Origin of the sequence: Stenotrophomonas sp. JAI102 (assembly GCF_013409105.1) — a bacterium.
GTDB lineage: Bacteria > Pseudomonadota > Gammaproteobacteria > Xanthomonadales > Xanthomonadaceae > Stenotrophomonas > Stenotrophomonas maltophilia_AA.
Map to the genome: position 1 here is coordinate 1,650,119 of NZ_JACCCI010000001.1, position 22,488 is coordinate 1,672,606.

At 67.4% G+C, this 22,488-nt stretch carries 22 protein-coding genes; 13 read left to right on the forward strand and 9 right to left on the reverse strand.

Going from position 1 to position 22,488, the window contains the following annotated elements; all coding sequences use genetic code 11:
• Window positions 1-71: 71 nt before the first annotated feature.
• Complete coding sequence (locus HDC96_RS07700; protein WP_179459405.1) at window positions 72-2,501, reverse strand: EAL domain-containing protein; 2,430 nt, start codon at window positions 2,499-2,501, stop codon at window positions 72-74.
• 175 nt (window positions 2,502-2,676) lie between these two features.
• On the reverse strand, window positions 2,677-4,629 hold the full coding sequence (locus tag HDC96_RS07705; protein WP_179459406.1) for a DEAD/DEAH box helicase: 1,953 nt from the start codon (window positions 4,627-4,629) through the stop codon (window positions 2,677-2,679).
• Between the two features lie 266 nt (window positions 4,630-4,895).
• On the opposite strand from HDC96_RS07705, the gene HDC96_RS07710 reads away from it, so the two are divergent.
• On the forward strand, window positions 4,896-5,126 hold the full coding sequence (locus tag HDC96_RS07710; protein WP_019184435.1) for an RNA-binding S4 domain-containing protein: 231 nt from the start codon (window positions 4,896-4,898) through the stop codon (window positions 5,124-5,126).
• 15 nt (window positions 5,127-5,141) lie between these two features.
• On the opposite strand, the gene ubiM is transcribed toward HDC96_RS07710, so the two are convergent.
• From ubiM to HDC96_RS07730, 4 genes are all read right to left on the reverse strand, one after another.
• On the reverse strand, window positions 5,142-6,326 hold the full coding sequence (gene ubiM, locus HDC96_RS07715) for a 5-demethoxyubiquinol-8 5-hydroxylase UbiM (RefSeq protein ID WP_179459407.1): 1,185 nt from the start codon (window positions 6,324-6,326) through the stop codon (window positions 5,142-5,144).
• 89 nt (window positions 6,327-6,415) lie between these two features.
• A complete protein-coding gene (locus HDC96_RS07720; protein ID WP_179459408.1) occupies window positions 6,416-6,805 on the reverse strand; it encodes an MAPEG family protein in 390 nt (129 codons plus the stop codon).
• A gap of 18 nt (window positions 6,806-6,823) precedes the next feature.
• Window positions 6,824-7,351 carry a DUF4019 domain-containing protein gene (locus HDC96_RS07725; RefSeq protein WP_179459409.1) on the reverse strand — a complete coding sequence of 176 codons (528 nt, stop codon included), beginning with the start codon at window positions 7,349-7,351 and terminating at the stop codon, window positions 6,824-6,826.
• A 62-nt stretch (window positions 7,352-7,413) separates the two neighbouring features.
• Entirely contained in the window at window positions 7,414-8,556 is a 1,143-nt protein-coding gene (locus HDC96_RS07730; RefSeq protein WP_306455626.1) for a hypothetical protein, read from the reverse strand.
• Between the two features lie 176 nt (window positions 8,557-8,732).
• Between HDC96_RS07730 and HDC96_RS07735 the strand changes: the two genes are divergently transcribed.
• The 3 genes from HDC96_RS07735 (at window position 8,733) to HDC96_RS07745 (ending at window position 12,033) form a co-directional block, all read left to right on the forward strand.
• Window positions 8,733-10,199 carry a DNA-3-methyladenine glycosylase 2 gene (locus HDC96_RS07735; protein ID WP_179459411.1) on the forward strand — a complete coding sequence of 489 codons (1,467 nt, stop codon included), beginning with the start codon at window positions 8,733-8,735 and terminating at the stop codon, window positions 10,197-10,199.
• On the forward strand, window positions 10,196-10,687 hold the full coding sequence (locus HDC96_RS07740; RefSeq protein ID WP_179459412.1) for a methylated-DNA--[protein]-cysteine S-methyltransferase: 492 nt from the start codon (window positions 10,196-10,198) through the stop codon (window positions 10,685-10,687). The genes HDC96_RS07735 and HDC96_RS07740 overlap by 4 nt, the downstream gene beginning before the upstream one ends.
• A gap of 74 nt (window positions 10,688-10,761) precedes the next feature.
• Window positions 10,762-12,033, forward strand: a complete 1,272-nt coding sequence (locus HDC96_RS07745; RefSeq protein ID WP_179459413.1) for an ectonucleotide pyrophosphatase/phosphodiesterase — start codon at window positions 10,762-10,764, stop codon at window positions 12,031-12,033.
• A gap of 84 nt (window positions 12,034-12,117) precedes the next feature.
• Here the strand turns inward: HDC96_RS07745 and HDC96_RS07750 are convergent, their stop codons facing one another.
• Together HDC96_RS07750 and HDC96_RS07755 are read right to left on the reverse strand one after the other, a co-directional pair.
• Window positions 12,118-12,300, reverse strand: a complete 183-nt coding sequence (locus tag HDC96_RS07750; RefSeq protein ID WP_019184443.1) for a 30S ribosomal protein THX — start codon at window positions 12,298-12,300, stop codon at window positions 12,118-12,120.
• A gap of 118 nt (window positions 12,301-12,418) precedes the next feature.
• Window positions 12,419-12,832 carry a MerC domain-containing protein gene (locus HDC96_RS07755; RefSeq protein ID WP_179459414.1) on the reverse strand — a complete coding sequence of 138 codons (414 nt, stop codon included), beginning with the start codon at window positions 12,830-12,832 and terminating at the stop codon, window positions 12,419-12,421.
• A 156-nt stretch (window positions 12,833-12,988) separates the two neighbouring features.
• Between HDC96_RS07755 and HDC96_RS07760 the strand changes: the two genes are divergently transcribed.
• The 9 genes from HDC96_RS07760 (at window position 12,989) to HDC96_RS07800 (ending at window position 21,801) form a co-directional block, all read left to right on the forward strand.
• Window positions 12,989-15,184: a TonB-dependent receptor gene (locus HDC96_RS07760; protein ID WP_179459415.1), complete on the forward strand. Its 2,196-nt coding sequence runs from the start codon at window positions 12,989-12,991 to the stop codon at window positions 15,182-15,184.
• Between the two features lie 157 nt (window positions 15,185-15,341).
• Complete coding sequence (locus HDC96_RS07765; protein WP_179459416.1) at window positions 15,342-15,908, forward strand: TetR/AcrR family transcriptional regulator; 567 nt, start codon at window positions 15,342-15,344, stop codon at window positions 15,906-15,908.
• Entirely contained in the window at window positions 15,905-17,590 is a 1,686-nt protein-coding gene (locus HDC96_RS07770) for an MFS transporter (protein WP_179459417.1), read from the forward strand. The genes HDC96_RS07765 and HDC96_RS07770 overlap by 4 nt, the downstream gene beginning before the upstream one ends.
• Before the next feature lie 8 nt (window positions 17,591-17,598).
• Entirely contained in the window at window positions 17,599-18,771 is a 1,173-nt protein-coding gene (locus tag HDC96_RS07775; protein WP_179459418.1) for an HlyD family secretion protein, read from the forward strand.
• A 253-nt stretch (window positions 18,772-19,024) separates the two neighbouring features.
• On the forward strand, window positions 19,025-19,318 hold the full coding sequence (locus tag HDC96_RS07780) for a helix-turn-helix domain-containing protein (RefSeq protein WP_179459419.1): 294 nt from the start codon (window positions 19,025-19,027) through the stop codon (window positions 19,316-19,318).
• Window positions 19,311-20,495, forward strand: coding sequence for a type II toxin-antitoxin system HipA family toxin (locus HDC96_RS07785; protein WP_179459420.1), 1,185 nt, complete (start codon window positions 19,311-19,313; stop codon window positions 20,493-20,495). The genes HDC96_RS07780 and HDC96_RS07785 overlap by 8 nt, the downstream gene beginning before the upstream one ends.
• Before the next feature lie 50 nt (window positions 20,496-20,545).
• A complete protein-coding gene (locus HDC96_RS07790) occupies window positions 20,546-20,842 on the forward strand; it encodes a hypothetical protein (RefSeq protein ID WP_179459421.1) in 297 nt (98 codons plus the stop codon).
• A gap of 43 nt (window positions 20,843-20,885) precedes the next feature.
• Window positions 20,886-21,059 (forward strand): hypothetical protein, encoded by a 174-nt coding sequence (locus HDC96_RS07795; RefSeq protein WP_179458227.1) that lies wholly within the window; start codon window positions 20,886-20,888, stop codon window positions 21,057-21,059.
• Between the two features lie 10 nt (window positions 21,060-21,069).
• Window positions 21,070-21,801, forward strand: a complete 732-nt coding sequence (locus HDC96_RS07800) for a hypothetical protein (protein WP_179459422.1) — start codon at window positions 21,070-21,072, stop codon at window positions 21,799-21,801.
• 194 nt (window positions 21,802-21,995) lie between these two features.
• Here HDC96_RS07800 and HDC96_RS07805 read toward each other — a convergent pair whose 3' ends face one another.
• Window positions 21,996-22,481, reverse strand: a complete 486-nt coding sequence (locus HDC96_RS07805) for a Fur family transcriptional regulator (RefSeq protein WP_019184450.1) — start codon at window positions 22,479-22,481, stop codon at window positions 21,996-21,998.
• Window positions 22,482-22,488 lie beyond the last annotated feature (7 nt).

The window sequence follows — 22,488 nt, forward strand, 5'->3', positions numbered from 1 at the left end:
GCTCACACCTGCGCCCCGCCCGTGATCGCCCGCGGACACCCTGTCCGCTGCCGCCGGTGGCGATTATCGCATCATGGCATGCCCCGCCAGGCGTCGGACGAGTGCCCTGTCCGCACCGGCCGTATCGCCAGCTGCGTCATCCTTTCCAGCGGAATCGGCCGTTCGATCGCATACCCCTGCAGGCCTTCCACGCCCATCTGCGCCAACTGGTCGGCCACCACCGCCGATTCCACCCATTCGGCGACCACCATCATGTGCAGCTCGCGGCCGACCTCGGTGATCGCCCGAACGGCGGCACGGTTGACCGGATCCACGTTCATGTCGCGCACGAACACGCCGTCGATCTTGAGCATGTCCGCCGGCAGCTGGCGCAGATAGGCGAACGAAGAAAGCCCAGAGCCGAAATCATCCAGCGCCATGCGGCAGCCACGCGCTTTCACCGCATCGATGAAGGCGCGCGCCTGGGCAAGGTTGCTGACCGCCGCGGTTTCGGTGATTTCGAAGCAGAGCTTGCGGGCCAGGCCGCGGTTGCGCTCGAGCAGGTCGGTGACGAACGCCAGGAAGCTCGGCTCGGCGATCGACTGCGCCGACACGTTGACGTTGCACAGGCCCAGCTGCTGCACATGGTTCGGGCACACCTGCAGATGCCGGAACAGCAGCGACAGCACGTGCCGGTCCAGCGCCATGGCCATGCCGTAACGTTCCACCGCGCCCATGAACTCGGCCGGCCCCTGCAACGCCCCTTCCGGGCTGCGCATGCGCACCAGAACTTCGTAATGCAGGAACTCCGGGTCGCCGACCCGCTCGATGCGCTGGGCATACAGCAGCATGCGGTTCTCGGCGATCGCGCTGGAGACACTGGCCAGCCGTTCCGCTTCGTGGCGGCGCTCGTCCAGCGCCATGCGGCTTTCGTTGTAACAGTGCACCCGGTTGCGGCCGGCTTCCTTGGCCGCGTAGCAGGCACTGTCGGCCGCGCTCATCAGCCAGTTCACGTCCGGTGCCTCGGCGGTCACTTCAACCACGCCGATGCTGCAGCTGACCTTGGGGGCGCCGTCCCCATGCTGGAAGCTGACCTGGCCGAGCGTGCGGATCACCCGCTGCAGCACCTGCTTGGCCTCGTCCTGGCTGGCGTTGGCCAGGAACAGGGCAAATTCGTCGCCGCCCAGGCGGCCGACCCAGTCGCCGTCGCGCACCGCCCCCACCAGGTAGTCGGCGAAGCTGCGCAGGAGCTGATCGCCGGCGGCATGGCCGAGCCCATCGTTGACCAGCTTGAAGTAGTCCAGGTCGATGTAGCACAGCGCGTGGGTACCGCCTTCGGCACGCACCGCCGCCAACGCCTGGTCCAGCAGCCGCTCGATCTCGCGGCGGTTGATCAGGCCGGTCAGGGGGTCGTGGCTGGCATGGTGTTCCACCTCGCGCGCCAGCGCATGGTTCTGCGACACGTCCTCGACCAGCGCGAACACCGCCGGTGCCCGCGCCCGGGTGTGCACCACGGTGCCGCTCCAGCGGCCCCACATCAGGCCGCCGTCGGAACGCAGGAAGCGCAGCTCGCCCGGGCGCAGCTGGCGCGGCCAGTCGATCCGGCCGTGCGCGTCCAGGGTCAGCTCGCCCTCCACCAGCAGGTCGGCCAGCGACAAGCCAAGCAGCGCTTCGCGGCGATGATCGAGGATGTCGGCCATCGCCTGGTTGGCGTCTACGATGCGGCCGCGCTCGTCGAGTTTGAGCATGCCCACCGTGGCCTGGTAGAAGGCCGCGCGGAAACGGCTCTCCTGCTCGGTCAGGTCGTTGCGCACGCGCCGCGCCAGCAGCACGGCGATCAGGGTGATTGCCAATACCGACAATCCGCCCACGATGAAGGTCGTCATCCGCACCATCGCCGCGGTGTGCAGCAACGCGCCGGAGAACGCACGCGCCTGGTTCTGCATGCCCACGTCCAGCGCCTGCACCCGGCGCAGCAGGGCCTGCTCCACGGCCGGGGTCAGGCTGCCGGCAGCATGCCCGGCCTGGACCTGGTCGGTGATGGCGGCCAGTTGCAGCAGATCGTCATCGGTGTCGCGCCACAGGCGGACCGCATCGCGGAAATAGGCCTGATCACGCAGGTAGCGGTAGGAGAGGATCAGGCGGTTGATGTCACCGCGGGCGTTGCCGCCTTCGATGAAGCCCTGGCGTGCCGCGGCAATGTCCGGTTGGGCCTGTTCGAGAGCACGGCGTGCATGGAGATCGCCCAGCGGCACCCGCAGCGCCTGGCGGGTCACGGCCAGGTCGGCGGGATCGCCGGAGGTGATGTACCGCGACAGCGCGTAGGCGGCCTGCTGCTGGCCGCGCGACCAATGGCTCTGGCCCATGATCCACGCCGTGGAGGCCGCCTGCAGCTCTTGGATCAGCGCGGAGATGCCGACCAGGCTGATCGCCATGCCGGTCAACAATGCAAAGCGCAGGGTCAGCCCCCGCGTCGAATACGGTATCGCGGTGCCGCCACTCTCCCTGCGACCTCCTGACATCGCCGATCCCCCCGGGGCTGCGGATGTGGAAACTCATTCCATTGGAGCATGGTCCAATCCGAAGGCTAGGGCCAGCACTGTTGAGACGGTGCGAAACCGGTACGGCGGGGACGCGAACCCCGGAAACGACGACGCCAGCCCGGAGGCTGGCGTCGAGGCGATCACCCGGAAGCGATCAGAAGTTGCGCGGACCGCGCGGCTTGAAGCCGTCGCGACGCGGCGGGCGGTCGTTGCCGCCCGGACCACTGCGCGGGCCACCCGGGCCACCCGGACCACGCGGCTTGCCCTGGCCGAACTTCGGCTTGAACGGCGGACGCGCCGACGGGGTCAGGTCTTCACCCGGCTCGACCTTGCGCATCTGAAGCTGCTGGCCCGAGACCCACACCTTCTTCAGGTGGGTCAGCAGGTCCTGCGGCATTTCGGCCGGCAGGTCCAGCACCGAGAAGTCGTCATGGATGTCGATGCGGCCGATGAAACGGCTTTCCAGGCCGGCTTCGTTGGCGATCGCGCCGACGATGTTGCCCGGCTTCACGCCGTGCACGTGGCCCACTTCGATGCGGAAGGTCTCCATGCCCGGCTCGGCGGCACCGCGCGGGGCGATGTCACGGCGCGGGGCGCGCTCGAAGCCGCCCTCACTGTTGCCGAAGTCGCCTTCCGGACGCGGCGGGCGCGGGCCACGGTCGTCTTCACGGCGCGGGCCACGCTCGAAGCGCGGCTCGAAACGGGCCGGGCGTTCGCCACGGTCGTTGCTGCGCTCGTTGCGCTGGTGCGGGGCACGCTCTTCACGCGCACCACGGACCGGCGGGGTGAGCAGGAACGGCGAATCGCCCTGCAGCAGCTTGGCCAGCGCGGCGGCGATGTCGATCGCCGGCACGTTCTTCTCGCCTTCCAGGCGCTGCAGCAGATCGCGGTAGAACTCGGTGCCGCCGGCATCGAGCACATCGCTGATGCGGCTCATGAACTTGGTGATGCGGGTGTCGTTGACCGCGTCCACGCTCGGCAGCTGCATTTCTTCGATCGGCTGGCGGGTGGCGCGCTCGATCGCACGCAGCATGCCCTTTTCGCGCGGGGTGGCGAACAGGATCGCGTCACCGGTGCGGCCGGCACGACCGGTACGGCCGATGCGGTGCACGTAGCTTTCGGTGTCGTACGGGATGTCGTAGTTCAGCACGTGGCTGATGCGCTCCACGTCCAGGCCGCGGGCGGCCACGTCGGTGGCGACCAGGATGTCCAGCTTGCCTTCCTTCAGCATGCCGATGGTGCGCTCGCGCTGGGCCTGCTGCATGTCGCCGTTGATGGCGGCGGCGGCCAGGCCACGCGCCTGCAGCTTCTCGGCCAGCTCTTCGGTGGCGGCCTTGGTGCGCGAGAAGATGATCATCGCGTCGAACGGTTCGACTTCCAGGATGCGGGTCAGCGCGTCCAGCTTGTGCATGCCGCTCACCCACCAGTAACGCTGGCGGATGTTGGCCGAGGTCGTCGTCTTGCTGACGATGGTGACTTCGGCCGGGTTCTTCAGGTAGGTCTGCGCGATGCGGCGGATCTGCGACGGCATGGTGGCCGAGAACAGGGCGACCTGGCGGGTCTCCGGCAGCTTCTTCAGCACGGCTTCGACGTCGTCGATGAAGCCCATGCGCAGCATTTCATCGGCTTCGTCGAGCACCAGCGTCTTCAGCTCGGACAGGTCCAGGGTGCCGCGCTCGAGGTGATCGATCACGCGGCCCGGGGTGCCGACGATGACGTGCACGCCACGGCGCAGGGCCGACAGCTGCTGGCCGTAGGGCTGGCCGCCGTAGACCGGCAGCACGCGGAAACCGGGGATGCCGGACGAATAGGTCTGGAACGCCTCGGCGACCTGGATGGCCAGCTCGCGGGTCGGCGCCAGCACCAGCACCTGCGGCTTGGTCTGGTTGAAATCGAGGTTGGACAGCACCGGCAGCGCGAACGCGGCGGTCTTGCCGGTACCGGTCTGGGCCTGGCCCAGCACGTCGCGACCTTCCAGCATGGCGGGAATGGTGGCGGCCTGGATCGGCGAGGGGGTTTCATAGCCGACGGTGGCGACCGCCTGCATGACGGCGTCGGACAGGCCGAGGTCTGCGAACAGCAGCGGCGTGGTGGTTTCTTGGGACATGGGGAACTCCGAAACACTGCCGTTTACAGGCAGTGAGATAAAAAAGGGGGATGGTCCGCGCTTTGGGCGCCCTTTCTTATCGCGTGCCCTAGCGCTGCTCGGTCGGAGGAGAATTCACTCGCTCAGGGCGCGATGATACCGCATCGTTCCTGAACAACGCGTACAGATTCCCGCATGGATGCCGTCCTGCCCCGCGCTGGCGCACAATACGCGCCCTCTTCCGGCCCGGCCCAGCGGCCGCGCCCCTTCCCTAGGATACCCCCTCCATGCAGACCCTCGAATTTGAACTGGACCGCGACTATGTCGAGCTCAAGCAGCTGCTCAAGCTGGCCGACCTGGTCACCAGCGGGGGCGAAGCCAAGACCGTGATCGGCGACGGCCAGGTCCTGGTCGATGGTGAAGTCGAGCTGCGCAAGGCGTGCAAGATCCGCGCGGGCCAGCAGGTGCAGTTCGCCGACACCGTCATCCATGTGATCGCCGACAGCGACGCGCCCTGACCTCTCCCGCCCGCCTCAGCGCAGCGTGTCGCGCTGGGTGAGGTGGGCCGCGATCAGCTGGCGGAACGGGGCCACCCCGTGCGCCAGCCGCAGCCCGGCCCGGCGCAGCAGCCGCGCCGGCAGGCGGTCATCGGTATACAGCGTGGCGATCGCATTGGTCGCCTCGTACAACGGGCGCGAGGCCAGACGATGGCCGCGTTCGTAAGCGGCCAGTCCGGACGGTGCGCCGATGTCGCGCCCCTGCCCCGCGGCCTTGCGCAGGATGCCGGCCAGCCGGTGCTGGCTCTGCAGGCCCAGGTTGAATCCATGCGCGGTGACCGGATGCATGCCGACGGCGGCATCGCCGATCAACGCGCAGCGATCGCCAGCGAACGCGTGGGCATACACACCCACCAGCGGATAGGCCACCGGTTTGGCGACCGGCCGCATCGCGCCCAGCCGATGCTCGAAGAACGTGCTGATGCTGCGGCCGAATCCGCCCTCGTCCTGGGCCATCAGGCCGGCGATCTCGCGCGGCGGCAGGGTGATCACCGCCGAGGCCTGGTCACCGTTGAGGGGCAACAGCGCCATCGTGCGGCCATAGCCGAACCATTCCCAGGCGGTGTGCTGGTGCGGCACCTCGATCTGCATGCGGCAGACCAGCATGGACTTGCCGAAGTCGCGCATCTGCGCGCCGATGCCGAGCAGGCGACGGGTCGAAGAAAAGCGGCTGTCGGCCGCGACCACGAGCCTGGCGGCCAATACGCGGCCATCGCCCAGCGTCACCGTGCTGTGCGTCTTGCCGGGTGTCACGGCCGTCACGCTGGCCTGGTCGACGATCTCCAGCCCGGCCTGGCCCTGCACGCTCTGCCACGCCGCGCGGCGGAGCAGATGATTGGGCACCAACCAGCCCAGGTCGTCACCGATGCGCGGGTCCGCCGCGAAGGTCAACGCGAACGGCGAGCCGCCGTCCATCACCTTCGCATCGCGCAGCGGCGAGATCTCGGCCGGATCCAGCCGCGCCCACAGGCCCAGCGATTCCAGGATCTGGCGTGAGGCATGGGTCAGTGCGATTTCGCGGCCATCGAACGCGGCCTCGGCCAACGCGGCACGCGGCTGCTGTTCGATCAGGGTGACGCTGAGGCCGGTATCGGCCAGCGCGCGGGCGAAGCACAGCCCGGTCGGGCCGGCCCCCACCACCACCACATCCACTGACTGCATGATTCCCTCCTGCCGTTACGTGTCCGCAGCAGCTTACCGCCGCAGCAGCGGCACCGTCCTTGATCTGGATCAGCCGCGCCAGCGCCGGTTCACAGCAGCGCCCACAGCAGCATGACGATCCCGAGCAGGGAGACCAGCCAGACCAGGCTGCGCACATACGGGACGCCGGCCGCGTACAGCGGCAGATAGACCAGGCGCGCCCAGAAGTACAGCTGCACGGCCACGGCGGTCATCCCGTCCTGGCGCTGGGTCAGCACCACCGCCAGCACCGCGGCGGCGAAGAACGGGAACGTCTCCATGAAGTTGCTCTGCGCCCGTTGCAGGCGGCCAGCCAGCGGACTCGGCGGCGGCATCGGCTGGTCGCGCGCCGACGCATTCCAGCCGATCCCGCGCTCGCGGGTGATCAGCGTGGAAGGCGCAAACACGTGCACAAGGCCGAGCACCATTGACCACACCAGCATCTGGATCTCGATACTCATCTGCGCAGTCTCCGGCAATCAGGGGGTGGCGGCACGCACGCTGTAACCGGCCAGGCGCCAGATGCGGTCTTCATCGAACCGGAAGGAGACCAGTTCGCGGACCGGCTGGGCACTGTTGGCAAAGCGCGTGGGAAAACTGACATTGATGTACAGGCCTTCGGGCACGGTCGCGCCGGCGGCGTACTTGACCCGGGTCACCACCGGCTGGCCACGCGAGGCCAACGCACCGAGGCGCTGGCGATCCGCGCTGAGCTGGCTGACGAAGGCCTGCTCGGTCACCGATTTCTTCGCCACGGCGGAGGCCCCCTTCCATGCTTCGCCGGCACGGTTGGCGTCAATCAGGCGGGCCACCTGCAATGCGGCGGCGGTCATCTCCGCATCCTGCTTCTGCACCTGCGCCTGTTGCGCCGGGCTCAGTGCCGGGCGTGCAGCAGGGGCGGGCGCGGGGCGCGCCGGGGCCGGTGCAGGTGTGGCCGGTGGTGGTGGCGTCTGGGCCAGCGTGGCGAAAGGCAGCAGGGCGGACAACAGCAGCAGCGGAACACGCATCAGGGACACCGTTGGCTGGAAGTAACTGCGCTCCAGTCTACGGGAAGGACGTGAGTCCTCCGTCAGTTACGCTCGGCCGCGTCCGCCGGTGCCGGGCGGGCATCGCCCAAGGTCTGCTCCACCGCCTCCGGCTGGCCCGGTGCGGTGGTCTCCGGCAGCAGCGTGGAGACATCGATCTCCGACAACGGGCTCTCGTCCGGGCAGGTCTCATCCGGGAACCCGAAGCGCTGTTTCAGCGCCTGCCCGCAGCTGTTGACGGCGTCCAGCTCGCTGCCTTCGCGCTTGCACTCCTGATCGAAGGCGACCAGGAACGCATCCTTGCGGCGGACGAAGGCATCGCCGCACTTGCGCATCTGCTTGATCCGCTCCAGATCATCCTGCACCGCGTTGGTGCCATCCAGACCGAACTGACGCAGCTCCTCGGCGGTCAGCAGGCGCAGGCTGCGGTTGGGCACGGTCATCATCAGGTCGGCCACGCCCACCGCCACGCCATTGCGCTGCAGGTAGTCCTTGACGTTGTCGTAGACCTCGTGGAGCTCGCGGTTGAGCTCGGCACGCGAGGTCGCCTTGGAGCTGATCCGCATCATGCGATGGATGCCGACCTTGCCCGACACCAGCCGGTTGTCGCCGGCGGCCAGCACGAACACGCAGGCGCTGTGGCAGACCGAACCTTCGCGCACCCAGATCGTCCAGTTGGATTCGCCGATGCGGTCGCCGGCCACGATGGCGGCTTCGACCTGGCCGCCGCTGGAATCCAGATCGAGGATGCGGCGGGAAATACGCTGCGCATCGGCGACCACGGCCAGCCGCGCCACCAGCTCGGAGAAGCCGGGGTTGATCTTGCCCACGTAACGCACGCGCAGCAGGCCGCGTTCCGCACAGGGCTGCAGGGCGGCATCGATGCTGGTCCGATCCAGCGCCTCCAGCGGCGCGCCATCACCCGCGTCGCCGGCATAGTCGGTATCGCAGCTGATCCACGCCTTGCCGTTTTCCAGGGCGGCGGCCGGCCAGCTCAGGTCGCCGCGCTTGGGCGCGGGCGGCGGCGGTGGCGGCGCATCAGCCGCATTGATCGAGACCATGTGGTCGCCATCGGCGGTCTGTGCCCGCACGGCCTTGTCGGCGGCAGTGACATTGCCCGGGTTTTCCAGCTGGCTGCAACCGGCCAGGCCCAGGCACAACAACGGCAACCACCACGACTTGAGCAACATGGACAACCCGGAATCCTTGCGAGGGGGAATGCGCGGCAAAACCAGCGCGGATGCACAGTCTAGTGCGCGGCTGGCGTGTCGCGGCAACCTGTCCTGAACCGGGCGGCGCGGGGCTGGCATTGCTGTCCGAAAATGGCGAGCCTGTACCAGCCGGCAGGCATAGACTGGCCCCCATGGAGACCGCCCTGCCCCTGGATCACGCCGCCTGCGAAAGCGCCCGCCTTGCCCGCGATGCACGCTTTGACGGGGTGTTCTTCACCGCCGTGCGCAGCACCGGCATCTATTGCCGGCCGGTCTGCCCGGCCCCGGCGCCGAAGCCGTCCAACGTGACCTACTACCCGACCGCGGCCGCCGCGGCTGCCGCAGGTTTCCGCCCCTGCCTGCGCTGCCGCCCCGAGCTCGCGCCGGAGGCGCAGGACGCACTCAACAATGAAACCCTGCAGCGCGCGTTGGCACTGATCCACGATGGCTACCTGCAGGACCAGCCGGTCGCCGATCTGGCCGCGCACGTCGGCCTGAGTGCCCGCCAGCTGCAGCGCCTGTTCATCGCCCGCCTCGGCGCGGCGCCGGTGCAGATCCACGCCACGCGTCGGCTGCTGCTGGCCAAGCAGCTGCTGACCGAAACCGCGCTGCCGGTCACCGATGTGGCGATGGCCTCGGGCTACAACAGCCTGCGCCGTTTCAACGCGGCGTTTCTGGAGGGCTGCGGCATGCCCCCCACTGCGATCCGCCGCCAGCGCGGCGCGCTCACCGAAGGCGCATTGACCCTGCGCCTGGGCTATCGGCCGCCGCTGGATTTCCCCGCGATGCTCGGCTTCCTGCGTCGCCGCGCGATTCCCGGCATCGAAGAGATCGACACCGCCAGCTATCAGCGCGTGATCGGCCCGCCCGAGCGCCCCTCGCTGCTGCGCGTCACCGCGGACCCGCGGCGCCCGGAGCTGCTGCTGCAGCTGGGCCAGGTCGACCCGCGCGCGATTCCGGGCATCGTGCGTCGCGTGCGCCGCATCTTCGATCTCGATGCGGACCTGCGCATGGTGCACGCGACACTGCGGCAGGAACCCCTGCTCGCCACGGGTATCGCGCAACGGCCCGGGCTGCGCGTGCCCGGCGGTTGGGACGGATTTGAAGTCGCCGTGCGCGCGGTGCTCGGCCAACAGGTCAGCGTCGCGGCCGCAGCCACCCTCGCGCGGCGGGTGGTGGATCGCTTCGGCGCCACCCTCGAAGGCATGCCGGAGGGGCTGGACCGTCAGTTCCCCTCCCCCGCGATGCTGGCGCAGGCCCCTCTGGAAACGATCGGCCTGCCGCGTACCCGTGCCGCCACCGTGCGTGCCGTCGCCCAGGCGGTGGTCGATGGCAGGCTGGATTTCCGTGCCGGCCAGTCGCTGGCCGGCTTCGTCGACCGCTGCGTGGCGCTGCCCGGGATCGGGCCGTGGACCGCGCATTACATGGCATTGCGCGCGCTGGCCCTCCCCGATGCCTTCCCGGCCGGCGACCTGGTCCTGCAACAGGTGCTCGGCGGTGATGCGCGCTTGAGCGAACGCGCCACCGAGGCACGCTCGCAGCCCTGGCGTCCGTGGCGTGCCTACGCCGTTCTCCACCTGTGGCACTTGGCCACACCCTCTTCCGGAGTGACCTCATGAGCCTGCTCTACGACACCTTCGACAGCCCGATCGGCGCGCTCACCGTGGCCGGTGACAGCCAGGGCATCCACCACATCCTGTTCGAGAACAACCGTTACGACGCCAAAGGGCGCGAACACTGGCAGCGCGACGCCCATGCATTGCGCGACGCGCGCGGACAACTGCTGGAATACCTGCGCGGCGAACGCATGCGCTTCGATCTCCCGTTGGCGCCGCACGGCACGCCGTTCCAGCTGCGGGTGTGGAAGGCGCTGGCCGATATCCCGTTCGGCCAGACCTGGAGTTACGTGGACCTGGCGCGGCACATCGAGCACCCCACCGCCAGCCGCGCGGTCGGGGCCGCCAATGGCCGCAATCCGCTGCCGATCGTGCTGCCCTGCCATCGCGTGATCGGCAGCAGCGGTGCGCTGACCGGGTTCGGTGGCGGGCTGGAAACCAAGGCGGCCCTGCTCCAGCTGGAAACCCGGCGCGACTCGCTGTTCGCCTAGGGCATCACGCGTCACCGCGGGCATGTGCCATGGGTTGTCTTCGACGCGTCACCGCCACGCACTATCATGTCGCGATGATTTCCGTCCGCCTTCCGCTGGCGCTTGCCGCCGCTCTTTCGCTGGCCGCCTGCGCCACTACACCGTCTTCCCCACCTGCCGCGGCGACCGCGGCGACCGCGACGACAGCGCCGAACGTGGCTGCGCAGCAGCAGAAGCTGCTGCTGATCTCCATCGACGGCCTGCGTGCGGACATGCTTGATCGGGGCATCACTCCGAACATCGGCCGGCTGGTCCGCGAGGGCGTTCGGGCGCAATGGATGACGCCGTCCTATCCGTCGCTGACCTTTCCCAACCACTACACGATCGTGACCGGGCTGCGCCCGGACCACCACGGCATCATCCACAACAGCATGCACGAGGACGCACTGGGCCAGTTCCAGCTGCACGTGCGCGAATCGGTGGCCGACGCACGCTGGTGGGGGGGCGAGCCGATCTGGGTGGGCGCGGAAAAGGCCGGCGTGCGCACCGCGGTGTGGTCTTGGCCGGGCAGCGAGGCCGCTATCCAGGGCGTCCGCCCCAGCCAGCTGCACGGCTACGACGAACGTGTGAGCCTGCCGGACCGCGTCGATCAGGTGCTGGGCTGGCTGGACCAGCACGGCCCACAGTCGCCGCGCCTGGCCACGCTGTACATGGAGCAGGTCGACAAGGCCGGGCACAATCACGGCCCGGAATCGCCCGAGTACGCCGCCGCAGTGGCACTGGCCGACAGCGCGGTCGGTCGCCTGCTGGATGGCCTACAGGCGCGTGGGTTGGCCGATACCACCAACGTGATCCTGGTCTCCGATCACGGCATGGCGGGCGTGCCGGCCGGCCAGGTGGTGGCCACGGAAGACATGATCGATCCCTCGATTGCCCGGGAAATCTCGGTGGGCCAGTCGATCGGCTTCGCGCCGCTGCCGGGCAGACAGGCACAGGCCGAGCAGATTCTGCTGGGCGCGCACGCCCACTACGACTGCTGGACCCGCCAGACCCTGCCGGCGCGCTGGAAGTACGGCAGCAACCCGCGCATTCCGCCGATCATCTGCCAGATGCACGAAGGCTGGGATGCCCTCACCCGCGATCGCATCGCAAAACGTGGCCCGGGCGACCGCGGCTCGCACGGCTATGACAATGCCCTGCCCTCGATGCGTGCGGTGTTCGTGGCGCGCGGCCCCGCGTTCAACCAGGGGCAGCGCCTGCCCGCGTTCGACAACGTGGATGTGTATCCGCTGCTGACCCGCCTGCTCGGGATTCCGGCGGCGCCCAATGATGGCGACGCCGAGCGACTGCTGCCTGCGCTGCGCTGAGCACGCAGCGGCTTCGTCGCCGGAACGCGGGCACAAAAAAAACGCGGCGCAAGCGCCGCGTTTTTCATGACCCGCCTGGCTGGATCAGCCGGCCTTGGCCACCGCTTTCTTGGCAACGGCCTTCTTGGCCGGCGCCTTCGTCACGGTCTTCTTGGCAACCGGCGCAGCTGCGCCCACGGCCGCCTTGCTCACGACGTGCGAACGCGAATTGCCGTAGCTGGCATTGAAGCGCTTGCCCTTGGCGGTCTTGCGGTCACCCTTACCCATGTCGTAACTCCTTAGTCTGAATGCTGCGAAATCTGATTACCCCGTACTGACACGGGTTCGGCGGGGCCGCCCTCTCAGGCGCCCCCGCGCACGATCGGAAAGCCTACCATGCGCGCTCTCAATGAGCACAGCTCGCGTCGTGGACGTGGCCGTGGTTCAGCCGCAGATTCACCAGATGGGCCACACCCACCAGCACGCCGCCCAAGGTCATCACCACGGCATGCGGCACGACCGAATGGTGCAGCGGGCCGTACAGCAGCCCGGCCCAGAGCGCGGTCAGGCCGGGAATGAGGAAGCCCAGCGCACGCAGCGCGCCATGCCGGCGCCAGCCCCAGACCAGGCTGAACAGGCCCAGCAGAGTCACGAAGCTCACCAGCGCCAGCTCCACCCCGTCGCTCATCCAGACCGACAGGCCCAGCGAGGGCGCAGCGGCCAGCAGCACCGGGAGCACGGCGCAGTGCACGGCGCACAGCAGCGAACCGGTGGCACCGAAACGATCGATCAGATGGCGGAGGCGAGGGAACAAGGGCATGACTTCCAGCAGGGTCGGCGAAGCGTTATGGAATAATATAACATCAATCCTGACGCGCACCCTGCCTCCCCCCTGACTTGCCCTCCCCGTTCCGCGACGGGATTCGCGCGCCCCACCATTGATATATTGTAACAATTGACCGAAGGCCCTTGCCCTATGCGCTCCAGCTCCCTCCTGCTCACCCCCCACGCCCTGTCCCTGGCCCTTGCCGCCGCCATGCTGCCCTCGCTGGCAAGCGCCGCCGACGCCCCCGGCAGCCATCGCGACGGCCATCTGACCGAACTGTCCACCGTGAAGGTCACCGCCTCGCCGCTGCAGGGCGATGCCGAATCGCTGGCCCGCCCGGTCGACGTGCTGGCCGGTGAACGCCTGGACGAGCAGAAGGCCGGCACCCTCGGCGACACCGTGGCCAAGCTGCCCGGCGTGCAGAGCACCTTCTTCGGCCCCGGTGTCGGCCGCCCGATCATCCGCGGCCAGGAAGGCCCGCGCGTGGCGGTGCTGTCCAACGGCATGGGCAACATGGATGCCTCCACCGTCAGCGCCGACCATGCCACCAGCATCGAGCCGTTCCTGGCCGACCAGATCGAAGTGCTGAAGGGCCCGGCCACCCTGCTGTTCGGCAGCGGCGCGATCGGCGGCGCGGTCAACGTGGTCGATGGACGCATCGCGCGCGAACTGCCGGACCGTCCGCTCAGCGGCCGCGCCGAACTGCGTGGCAATTCGGTCAACGACGAGCGCAGCGGCATGTTCCGCCTGGACGGTGTCAGCGGCAACGTGGTGCTGCATGTCGACGGCCTGGTCCGCAACGGCGATGACGTCCGCATTCCCGGCTACGCCGTGATCGATGGCCTGGAAGACCACAGCGGCCACGACCATGAGGAAGGCGACACCGACGAACCGCGCCGCGGCCGCCTGGACAACAGCTCGATCCGCACCCGCGCCGGCGGCGTCGGTGCCACCTGGCTGGGCGACGAGGGCTACTTCGGCGTGTCCGCCAGCACCTACCGCACCAACTACGGCATTCCCAACGGCGCGCACGTGCATGCCGACGACGACCATGATCATGACCACGATCACGACCATGGCGACGAGGAAGAAGGCGACGAGCATGACGTCCGCATCGACATGGTGCAGAACCGCTTCGAAGCCAAGGGCGGCATCTACCAGCCGACCTCGTTCCTGAAGAACATCAATCTGCGTACCGCCTACACCGATTACGAGCACACCGAACTGGAAGCCGGCACGCCGGCCACCCGCTTCACCAACCGCGGCATCGAAGCCCGCCTGGAAGCCGTGCAGGAACAGATCGGCGGCTGGGACGGCGCGTTCGGCCTGCAGTTCGGCAACAGCGACTTCGGCGCCAAGGGCGAAGAAGCCTTCGTGCCGGACACCGGGACGAAGAACATCGGCCTGTTCGTGCTGCAGGAAAAGCAGTTCGGCCCGTTCAAGCTGGAACTCGGCGGCCGCCATGACCAGGTCAAGCTCGACCCGACCGGTGACTACCGCGCCCGCAAATTCGATGCCACGAATCTCTCCGCGGCCGGCATCTGGACGCTCAATGACGCCGTCGACCTGCGCTTCGGCATCGACAGCTCCGAGCGTGCCCCGACCAACGAAGAGCTGTACGCCGCCGGCGCGCACATCGCCACCCGCTCGCTGGAAATCGGCGATGCCAACCTGAAGACCGAACGCGGCCAGCGCGTCGAACTGGGCATCCACACCCACAGCGACCGCGTCGATTTCTCGGCCTCGATCTACCATACCAGGTTCAAGGACTTCATCTACCTGGCCGACACCGGCGTGGTCGAGTCGCTGCCGGTGCGCCTGTGGACCCAGCAGGACGCCACCTTCAAGGGGGCCGAAGCCGAAGCCCTGTTCCATCTCTTCGAAGGCAACGCCGGCGACTGGGACCTGCGCGTGTTCGGCGACTACGTCAAAGCCGAACTGGATGGCAGCGGCAGCCGCAGCGTCGATATCGCCGTCCCGCACGGTGACCACAACCACAACTACACCGTGGACCTGGCCAACACCGGCTACCTGCCGCGCATCGCCCCGGGCCGCGTCGGCGCAGACCTGCGCTGGTCCCGGGACGGCTGGCGCGCCTCGGTCGGTGCCGTGCGCTACAGCAGCCAGAAGGATGTCGCCCAGAATGAGGACCCGAGCAACGGCTACACCCTGGTCGATGCCCACCTCGCTTACCGCTGGGACCGTACCGACAGCAACAGCTACGAAGTCTTCCTGGATGGCAACAACCTGACCAACCGCGAGGTGCGTCCGCACACCTCCCTGCTGCGCGACTACTCGCCGCTGCCGGGCCGCGGCGTCGCGTTCGGCATCCGCGCTTACTTCTGATCGTTTGATCGGGTGGTGGTTTTACCCGAGGGGGGGCCGCAAGGCCCCCTTTTTTGCCTCACGTGCCCTCGACATTGCCGAGCGTCCGCCCACCGGCCCATGCCGGGGACGTCACCCACCCCTTCCGCGCCGGACAGTTGTGTCCGATGATGCGCGCATGCCTACCCAACGTGCCGACGCGGCCGCCCGCCGCGCCCAGATCCTCGACGCTGCCGATGCTGTGTTCGGCCAGCACGGCGTGACCGCCCCGTTGGACCTGGTCGTCGAGCGTGCCCAGGTCGGCCGCGCCACCCTGTACCGCAACTTCCCCGACCGCACCGCGCTGGTCGAGGCCCTGCTCCAGCGCACCGTCAACCGCATCGCGCGGCAGGTACAGACCCTGGGCGACCGCGACGACGCGCTGTTCGAGGTTCTCGAGAGCATGGCCAACCGCATCGTGCAGTCACCGGCCCTGTCGGACTACTGGCGCGCCGTCGATCCCGACCAGATTCCGATCCGGGCCGCGCGCGAGACCATTTACGAACTGCTGCGCGAACCGATCGCGCGCGCGATCGCCGCCGGGCTGTGCCGGCCGGATCTGGAAACGACGGACATTTCACTCATCTCAGGCATGCTGGGAGCCGCGCTGCGTGGCAAGACGCGTGACGAACGCGCCCGGCTGGTCACGCGCGCCCTGCAATTGCTGCGTGGCGGATTGCGGGGGCCTGCCGACGGGGAGGGATGATGCCGCAGTACCTCAAGCCGGTTCCGGACTGGGAGGAGCACGAAAAACCGACCCTGCCGGGCTCGGCCTCGATGCCGTGGCATCCGCCGCACCGCCGCCTGGCCTATGCGCTGGTCGCCCTGCTGGTCGGCATCACCGGCGGCCTGGGCAATGCACTGGTCAGCGCCAACCTGCCGTTCCTGCAGGGCCAGCTCGGGCTCACCCCGGCGCAGGGCAGCTGGCTGGTGGCGGCCTATGCGATGGTCAACGTGACCGCCAACCTGCTTGCCTTCAAGTTCCGCCAGCAGTACGGCATCCGCCTGTTCGCCGAGATCGGGCTGGGCCTGTATGCCGCCCTCGCGGTGCTGCATCTGTTCGTCGGCACGTTCGAGACCACCGTGCTGATGCGCGCGGCCAGTGGCTTCGCCGGCGCGGCCTGTACCACCCTGGGCACCCTGTACATGCTGCAGTCGCTGCCGCGCAGATACACGGGCAACCTGCTGGTGATCGGCGTCGGCATCTCGCAGCTCGCGGTGCCGATCGCCTGGCTGGTCTCGCCCGGGCTGGTCGACACCGGGCAGTGGCACAACCTGTATCTGTTCGAAGCCGGCCTCGCCCTGTGCGCGTTCGCCGCCGTAGTCGTGCTCAAGCTGCCGCCCGGCGCGCAGATCAAGGCCTTCGAACCGCTCGACTTCCTGACCTTCGCCCTGCTCGCCCCCGCCGTCGGTCTGCTGGTGGTCGTGCTCGCGCAGGGGTATACGCGCTGGTGGCTGGACACCGCGTGGCTGGGCTGGGCGCTGGTCGCCTCGATCGCGCTCTCCACCACCGCTTTCATCATCGAGCACTACCGCCGCAACCCGCTGCTGCAGACGCGGTGGCTGGCCAGCCTGCCGGTGATCCACTTCATCATCGGCGCGTTCCTGATCCGCTTCCTGACCACCGAGCAGTCCTACGGCGTGGTCGGCCTGATGCGCACGCTCGGCATGGGCCCGGACCAGATGCGCCCGTTGTTCGCGGTGATCCTGGCCGGGGTGATCACCGGCATGGCCGCCAGCTCGCTGACCTTCGGCCCGAAGCGGCTGATCCCGCAGCTGTTGATGGCGATCCTGCTGCTCGGCAGCGCCGCCCTGCTCGACCAGAGCCGCACCAGCCAGGACCGGCCACACGATTTCTTCGCCAGCCAGTTCCTGGCCTCGGTCGGTGCGGGCATGTTCATGGGCCCGCTGATCATGCTCGGCATCACCCAGGCCTTGAAGCAGGGCGTGGACCACATGATCACGTTCCTGGTCACCCTCTCGATCACCCAGACCCTCGGTGGCCTGGCCGGCTCGGCGGTGCTGGGCACCTACCAGCTGCACCGCGAGCAGGTGTACTCCAGCGCGCTGGTCAGCCAGTTGGACCCGGCCGACAACGTGGTCGCCCAGCGCCTGAAACAGCAACAGCAGCTCTACGCCCGGCTGATCACCGACCCGGTCCAGCGCAGCGCACAGGGCACCGCACAGCTGGCCCAGATCACCCGCCGCGAAGCCAACGTGCGCGCCTTCAATGATGTGTTCGCGCTCAGCGGCCGCGTCGCCCTGGTTTTCCTCGGCTGGTTGCTGCTGCTCGCGGTACGCACCGCCGTGCTCAAGCAATGGCGCAAACGCCACGCGCCGACACCTCCCCTTTCCGCGCCGACGCTTGGCAGCGTCGCGCCTCGATGAGCCCGCCCATGTCGACCCAACCGCCGCACGACGACGACGCCCCGGAAAACGTCAACCCACCTCCGCCGACCGACGCCGCGCCCGCCCCTGCGCCGCCGCCGACGGCCGCGCCGTCGGGCGTGCCCAAGTACCTCAAACCCAGCCTGCGTGCCGTGATCCTCATGATCGTGGTCGCGTTGATCGGCATCGCACTCATCCTGCGCGCCTGGTCACTGTGGCCGTTCGAAACGGCGCGGGTGACCACCGACAATGCCTACGTGCGCGGCCAGATCACCGTGCTCGCACCGCAGGTCAACGGCTACGTCACCGAGGTGCTGGTCAAGGACTTCCAGCACGTCAAACAGGGCGAGCCGCTGCTGCGCATCGACGACCGCATCTACCGCGAGAAAGTGGTGCAGGCCGAAGCGGACCTGGACAGCGCGAAGGCCGCACTGGCCAACTCCGACCAGTCCCAGGCGCAGAACCGCGCCCAGATCCAGGCCGCCCAGGCCAACCTCTCCGCCGGCCAGGCTGAGCTCTCGCGCTCGCGTACCGAGCTGAAGCGCTACGAGGAACTTGCCGCGCAGCAGCTGGCCGCCCTCAACGACCGCGACAAGTTCCGCACCACCACGCAATCCGCGCAGGCCAGCGTGCAGCAGTCGCAGGCCCAGATCCGCATCGCCGAGGAAACCCTCACCTCCACCCAGGTCGCCCGGAAAGGACTGGAGGCCCGCGTCGAGACGGCCCAGGCCCAGCTGGAACTGGCCAGGATCGACCTCGCCAACACGGTGATCCAGGCCCCGCGCGACGGCCAGGTCAGCGAAGCGTCGGTGCGCCTGGGCCAATACGTCACCGCCGGCTCGCAGCTGCTGTTCCTGGTGCCCGACACCTTGTGGGTGGTCGCCAACTTCAAGGAAGGCCAGACCTGGAAGATGCGCATCGGGCAGCCGGCCACCTTCACCGTGGATGCCTTCGACGGCCAGAAGCTGCACGGCCACATCGAACAGATCGCACCGGCCACCGGCTCGGAGTTCAGTGTGCTGCGCCCGGACAACGCCAGCGGCAACTTCACCAAGGTCGTCCAGCGCCTGCCGATCCGCATTTCCATCGACCCCGATCAGCCGCTGGCACCGCGTCTGCGGCCCGGCATGTCGGTGATCGTCAAGGTGGATACCGCTGCCGAGCCGATCCGGCAGCAGTGAAGCGGTCCGTCGCGACGGAGCACGGTATCGGTAATTGCCGAGGCGTCTGGGCGCCACGGCGAGAGGCGGGTCCATCCAATGACCAGCGGGGCGACCCCGATCCTGCGCATCGATGCCGGCCAGTTGCGGGCCAAGCGCAAGCGGAGACCGCGAAATGTCCCATACATGGAACATATACTAAATATGATCTGTATATGGCACATCTAAAGTGCTATATTTGGCACATCCAAATAAAATGTGCTTTATATAGAACATGAACGACATTATTCTCGCACGCGTTGGCCAGTCGCTCCGCGACCTCCGCAAGCAGCGGGGATTGAGCCAGCTTGAGCTCGCAGCCAGGGCGGGCACAACCCGCAAAGCGGTCATCAACGCTGAAAAGGGCAGCCCGGGGCTCTCACTGGGTTCGTTCGTGGCCTTGGTGGAGGCGATGGGCGCCGAACTGGCGACGGTTCCGGTGCGCCGCCCCACCACCGAGGAGATCCGGTCGCTGCTGCAGGCCCAGCCGCACACAGCCACCACAAAAAAGATGAGCGGCCATGGCTGACTATCTGGTCGCATCCACTCCCCAAGGCCTGTCCGGCACACTGTCGCGCTCGGACAGCTATCTGTTCGACTACGACCGGCAAGCCACCCTGGCGGCCGAAATTTCCCTGGGCATGCCACGGCGGGCCTTGCAGTACCAGGCGAACACCCTATTCCCCATCTTCCAGATGAATCTTCCGGAAGGGTTCGTGCTGGAACGGCTTCGCGCGCGCTTTGCCAAAACCTCGCGACTGGACCCGATGATGCTGCTGGCATTGACCAGCAGCGAAGCGGGCATCGGACGGGTACGGCTGTCGCTGCCGGATTCTGTTCAGAGGCCAGCAGCAGCCATCCCGCTCGCCGAACTGTTGGCGCACGAAGGCACCAGCAACCTGTTCGAGCAGTTGACCAACGACTATCTGATGCGCACCGGCGTCTCCGGCGTGCAGCCCAAACTGCTGGTTCCCGAGCAGGTCGATCCGCTGTATTACCAGGCGATGCTGTCTACGCCGGAGTTGATCGTGAAGGCATCCGGAAACGGTTATGCCGGGCTACCCATCAATGAGTTCGTGTGCATGAGCATTGCCCGCGACGCCGGCATCCCGGTTGCCGAATTCCATCTATCCGAGGACCTCAACCGCTTCGTGATGCGCCGCTTCGACCGGGATGCCTCGGGATTCGCGCTCGGCTTCGAGGATGCAGCGGTACTGATGGGCCTGGATGCGGAGTTCAAGTACGACAGCAGCTACGAGAACGTGGCTACCGTCGTGGCGGCATACTGCGAACCGACCCATCGTGGTACATCGCTGGCACAGCTGTTCGACCAGGTCGCACTTTCATGCATGGTGGGCAACGGCGATGCGCATCTGAAGAACTTCGGCCTGCTGTACAGCACCCCGCAAGCCCAGGACGTGCGCCTGTCACCGGCGTACGACATTGTCTGTACTACGTGCTACCTGCCGGACGACACGCTGGCGTTGTCGCTGAACCGGAGCAGGAACCTGTTCACGGCACGGCTGGACCTGCTGGAGTTTGGCAAGGCCCACTGCCGTATCGACGACCCCAAGGCGCGCATCGCCGGCCTGCTCACCGCAATGGAAGCGATTCTCTACACGCATGCCGAGCTGATCGCCCGGGTGCCGCAGCTGACCCAGGAATTGACAAGGCGAATGAAACAGGTTGGGCATTTGCTCGATTGACACGTCGGCAACGAGTGCCGACGTGACAACAGCGGCGAGTCAGAATGGTCATGTTGCTCAGCCGCAGCAAGGACCTTAAATATCGATCCGATATAACTGAAATGACGACCATCCTGATGAGGTTTCTAAAGGAAAACCAACTCATTGATATCGACCCAGTCAATGAAGATGACTCCTTGAAAGTTGACCCCATCCTCCGCCAGTCCAATCTATCTGTGGCGGCAGATCGCTTGTTCGCGGAATTTTTTCCCAAGAGGTCTGACTACATCGACCGTGGAGGAAATCCTGGGAACATAAAAATTCTCGCGAACGGGCTAGCCAAAATAAGATCGAACCAGAACACTTGATCTCACTATGCCCCGAAGACCGGTTTTCGGCGAGACTATCGCGATGCTCCTGTTCAACGCCAGCGGCAACTTCACCAAGGTCGTCCAGCGCCTGCCGATCCGCATTTCCATCGACCCCGATCAGCCGCTGGCACCGCGGCTGCGGCCCGGCATGTCGGTGATCGTCAAGGTGGATACCGCCGCGGAAAGGCGTAAGCCGGCCGACGCGACGCCGTGATGCGGCTGCGATGAAGTTCAACACACTTGCACAGAAGGCCGCCAAGGGCAGCGCACCGGCCTTCAAAGGTGGCGCGCTGGAGGTCGAACACCTGATCACCTTCGCCCTGGCCCACGGCGAGGAAGGCGCGGCGAAAATCGAGCGGCTGTCGGCACTGTATGGCTGGCTGGACGACGGCCTGCTGCCCGATGGAAGCCGCGTCGTGCCCTTTGGCCGATGGGCGCGCGCCTGCGCAGCGTTCGCAAGGGGCGGCGTACCCGCAGTGCAGCCACTGCTCGCGGAATCGGCGATGGCAGACATCGCGATCGGCGTGCTCGAAAGCGTGCGGAGCGTCGACGCCGTGGAGGCGCTGCTTGCCTTTGGCGAAGACAGCGACTGGCATGGCGATGACCCCGCGCATCCCGCATGGAAGGCCGTGAGCGGACTGAATTCACTGCTGTCGTTCGACGATGGCGTGCCGGTCCCGCATACAACCCGGCAGCGATTGCATCGACTCCTCGTGCGCGCCTGGAGCGACGCGCCCACCGATCGGCTGCGCAGCCTCTGCCTGTATACCCTGCGCGGCGCGACCACGCCCGAGGCACTCGCCTGGGCACAGGCGCTGGTGTTGGACGCTCCCACACTCATCGCAGCGCGGAAGATGGCCGTCAAAACGATCAAGCGCCGCCTCGATCCAACGTACACGGCGCCCAACGCAATACAGAAATGGCAGATCAAGCGCGCACGGAACAGCGCAACGTAGCCGACAGGCGTGACGTCATCCGGCGCGTACGGGTCGAATGCCCTGCGCCCTTCCCCACCCCCATTACGAAACCGTCGGGAAGCGAGCCGGGGGAAACAGAGTGGCTGCTTTACAGCTGCTCTCGCGCGGAAACAAAAAGCCGCGCAGGTGCGCGGCTTTTCAACATCAACAGCGTACCGACCACCGGTCGGTACCTACCCCGCACAGCGCGCGCACAGGCCATGCACTTCCAGCGTCTGCGCCTGGGGCTGGAACCCCAGCTCCTTCGCCCGCTTCTCCAGCTGGCTGACAATCTCCTTGTCCTCCAGCTCGACCGCACTGTGGCAGCTGTTGCAGATCAGGAACGGCACCGAATGCTGCGCACTGCTCGGATGGTGGCACGCCACGAACGCGTTCACCGACTCCAGCTTGTGCACGAAGCCATTGGCCATCAGGAAATCCAGCGCGCGGTACACCGTCGGCGGCGCGTCGGCACCGACGCCCTTGCCATTACGTACCCACTCCAGCAACTCATACGCCTTGACCGGTTTCCCGGCCTCGGCGATCAGGCGCAGCACGTTCGCGCGGATCGGCGTCAGCCGCAGCCCGCGTTCCGAGCACACGCGTTCGACCACCTTCACGAAGTCGGAGGCATCGTGAACATGATGGTGCGGAGCGGTACAAGCGGTCTTTGCGGACATGCGCGGT

Coding starts and splice junctions, on each gene's coding strand:
- HDC96_RS07720 (WP_179459408.1), bottom strand. CDS start 6,805: ATGAGTATCGAGATCCAGATGCTGGTGTGGTCAATGGTGCTCGGCCTT.
- ubiM (WP_179459407.1), bottom strand. CDS start 6,326: ATGCAGTCAGTGGATGTGGTGGTGGTGGGGGCCGGCCCGACCGGGCTG.
- HDC96_RS07725 (WP_179459409.1), bottom strand. CDS start 7,351: ATGCGTGTTCCGCTGCTGCTGTTGTCCGCCCTGCTGCCTTTCGCCACG.
- HDC96_RS07750 (WP_019184443.1), bottom strand. CDS start 12,300: ATGGGTAAGGGTGACCGCAAGACCGCCAAGGGCAAGCGCTTCAATGCC.
- HDC96_RS07805 (WP_019184450.1), bottom strand. CDS start 22,481: ATGTCCGCAAAGACCGCTTGTACCGCTCCGCACCATCATGTTCACGAT.
- HDC96_RS07775 (WP_179459418.1), top strand. CDS start 17,599: ATGTCGACCCAACCGCCGCACGACGACGACGCCCCGGAAAACGTCAAC.
- HDC96_RS07755 (WP_179459414.1), bottom strand. CDS start 12,832: ATGCCCTTGTTCCCTCGCCTCCGCCATCTGATCGATCGTTTCGGTGCC.
- HDC96_RS07780 (WP_179459419.1), top strand. CDS start 19,025: ATGAACGACATTATTCTCGCACGCGTTGGCCAGTCGCTCCGCGACCTC.
- HDC96_RS07710 (WP_019184435.1), top strand. CDS start 4,896: ATGCAGACCCTCGAATTTGAACTGGACCGCGACTATGTCGAGCTCAAG.
- HDC96_RS07800 (WP_179459422.1), top strand. CDS start 21,070: ATGAAGTTCAACACACTTGCACAGAAGGCCGCCAAGGGCAGCGCACCG.
- HDC96_RS07705 (WP_179459406.1), bottom strand. CDS start 4,629: ATGTCCCAAGAAACCACCACGCCGCTGCTGTTCGCAGACCTCGGCCTG.
- HDC96_RS07760 (WP_179459415.1), top strand. CDS start 12,989: ATGCGCTCCAGCTCCCTCCTGCTCACCCCCCACGCCCTGTCCCTGGCC.
- HDC96_RS07785 (WP_179459420.1), top strand. CDS start 19,311: ATGGCTGACTATCTGGTCGCATCCACTCCCCAAGGCCTGTCCGGCACA.
- HDC96_RS07765 (WP_179459416.1), top strand. CDS start 15,342: ATGCCTACCCAACGTGCCGACGCGGCCGCCCGCCGCGCCCAGATCCTC.
- HDC96_RS07770 (WP_179459417.1), top strand. CDS start 15,905: ATGATGCCGCAGTACCTCAAGCCGGTTCCGGACTGGGAGGAGCACGAA.
- HDC96_RS07735 (WP_179459411.1), top strand. CDS start 8,733: ATGGAGACCGCCCTGCCCCTGGATCACGCCGCCTGCGAAAGCGCCCGC.
- HDC96_RS07790 (WP_179459421.1), top strand. CDS start 20,546: ATGTTGCTCAGCCGCAGCAAGGACCTTAAATATCGATCCGATATAACT.
- HDC96_RS07740 (WP_179459412.1), top strand. CDS start 10,196: ATGAGCCTGCTCTACGACACCTTCGACAGCCCGATCGGCGCGCTCACC.
- HDC96_RS07745 (WP_179459413.1), top strand. CDS start 10,762: ATGATTTCCGTCCGCCTTCCGCTGGCGCTTGCCGCCGCTCTTTCGCTG.
- HDC96_RS07795 (WP_179458227.1), top strand. CDS start 20,886: ATGCTCCTGTTCAACGCCAGCGGCAACTTCACCAAGGTCGTCCAGCGC.
- HDC96_RS07700 (WP_179459405.1), bottom strand. CDS start 2,501: ATGTCAGGAGGTCGCAGGGAGAGTGGCGGCACCGCGATACCGTATTCG.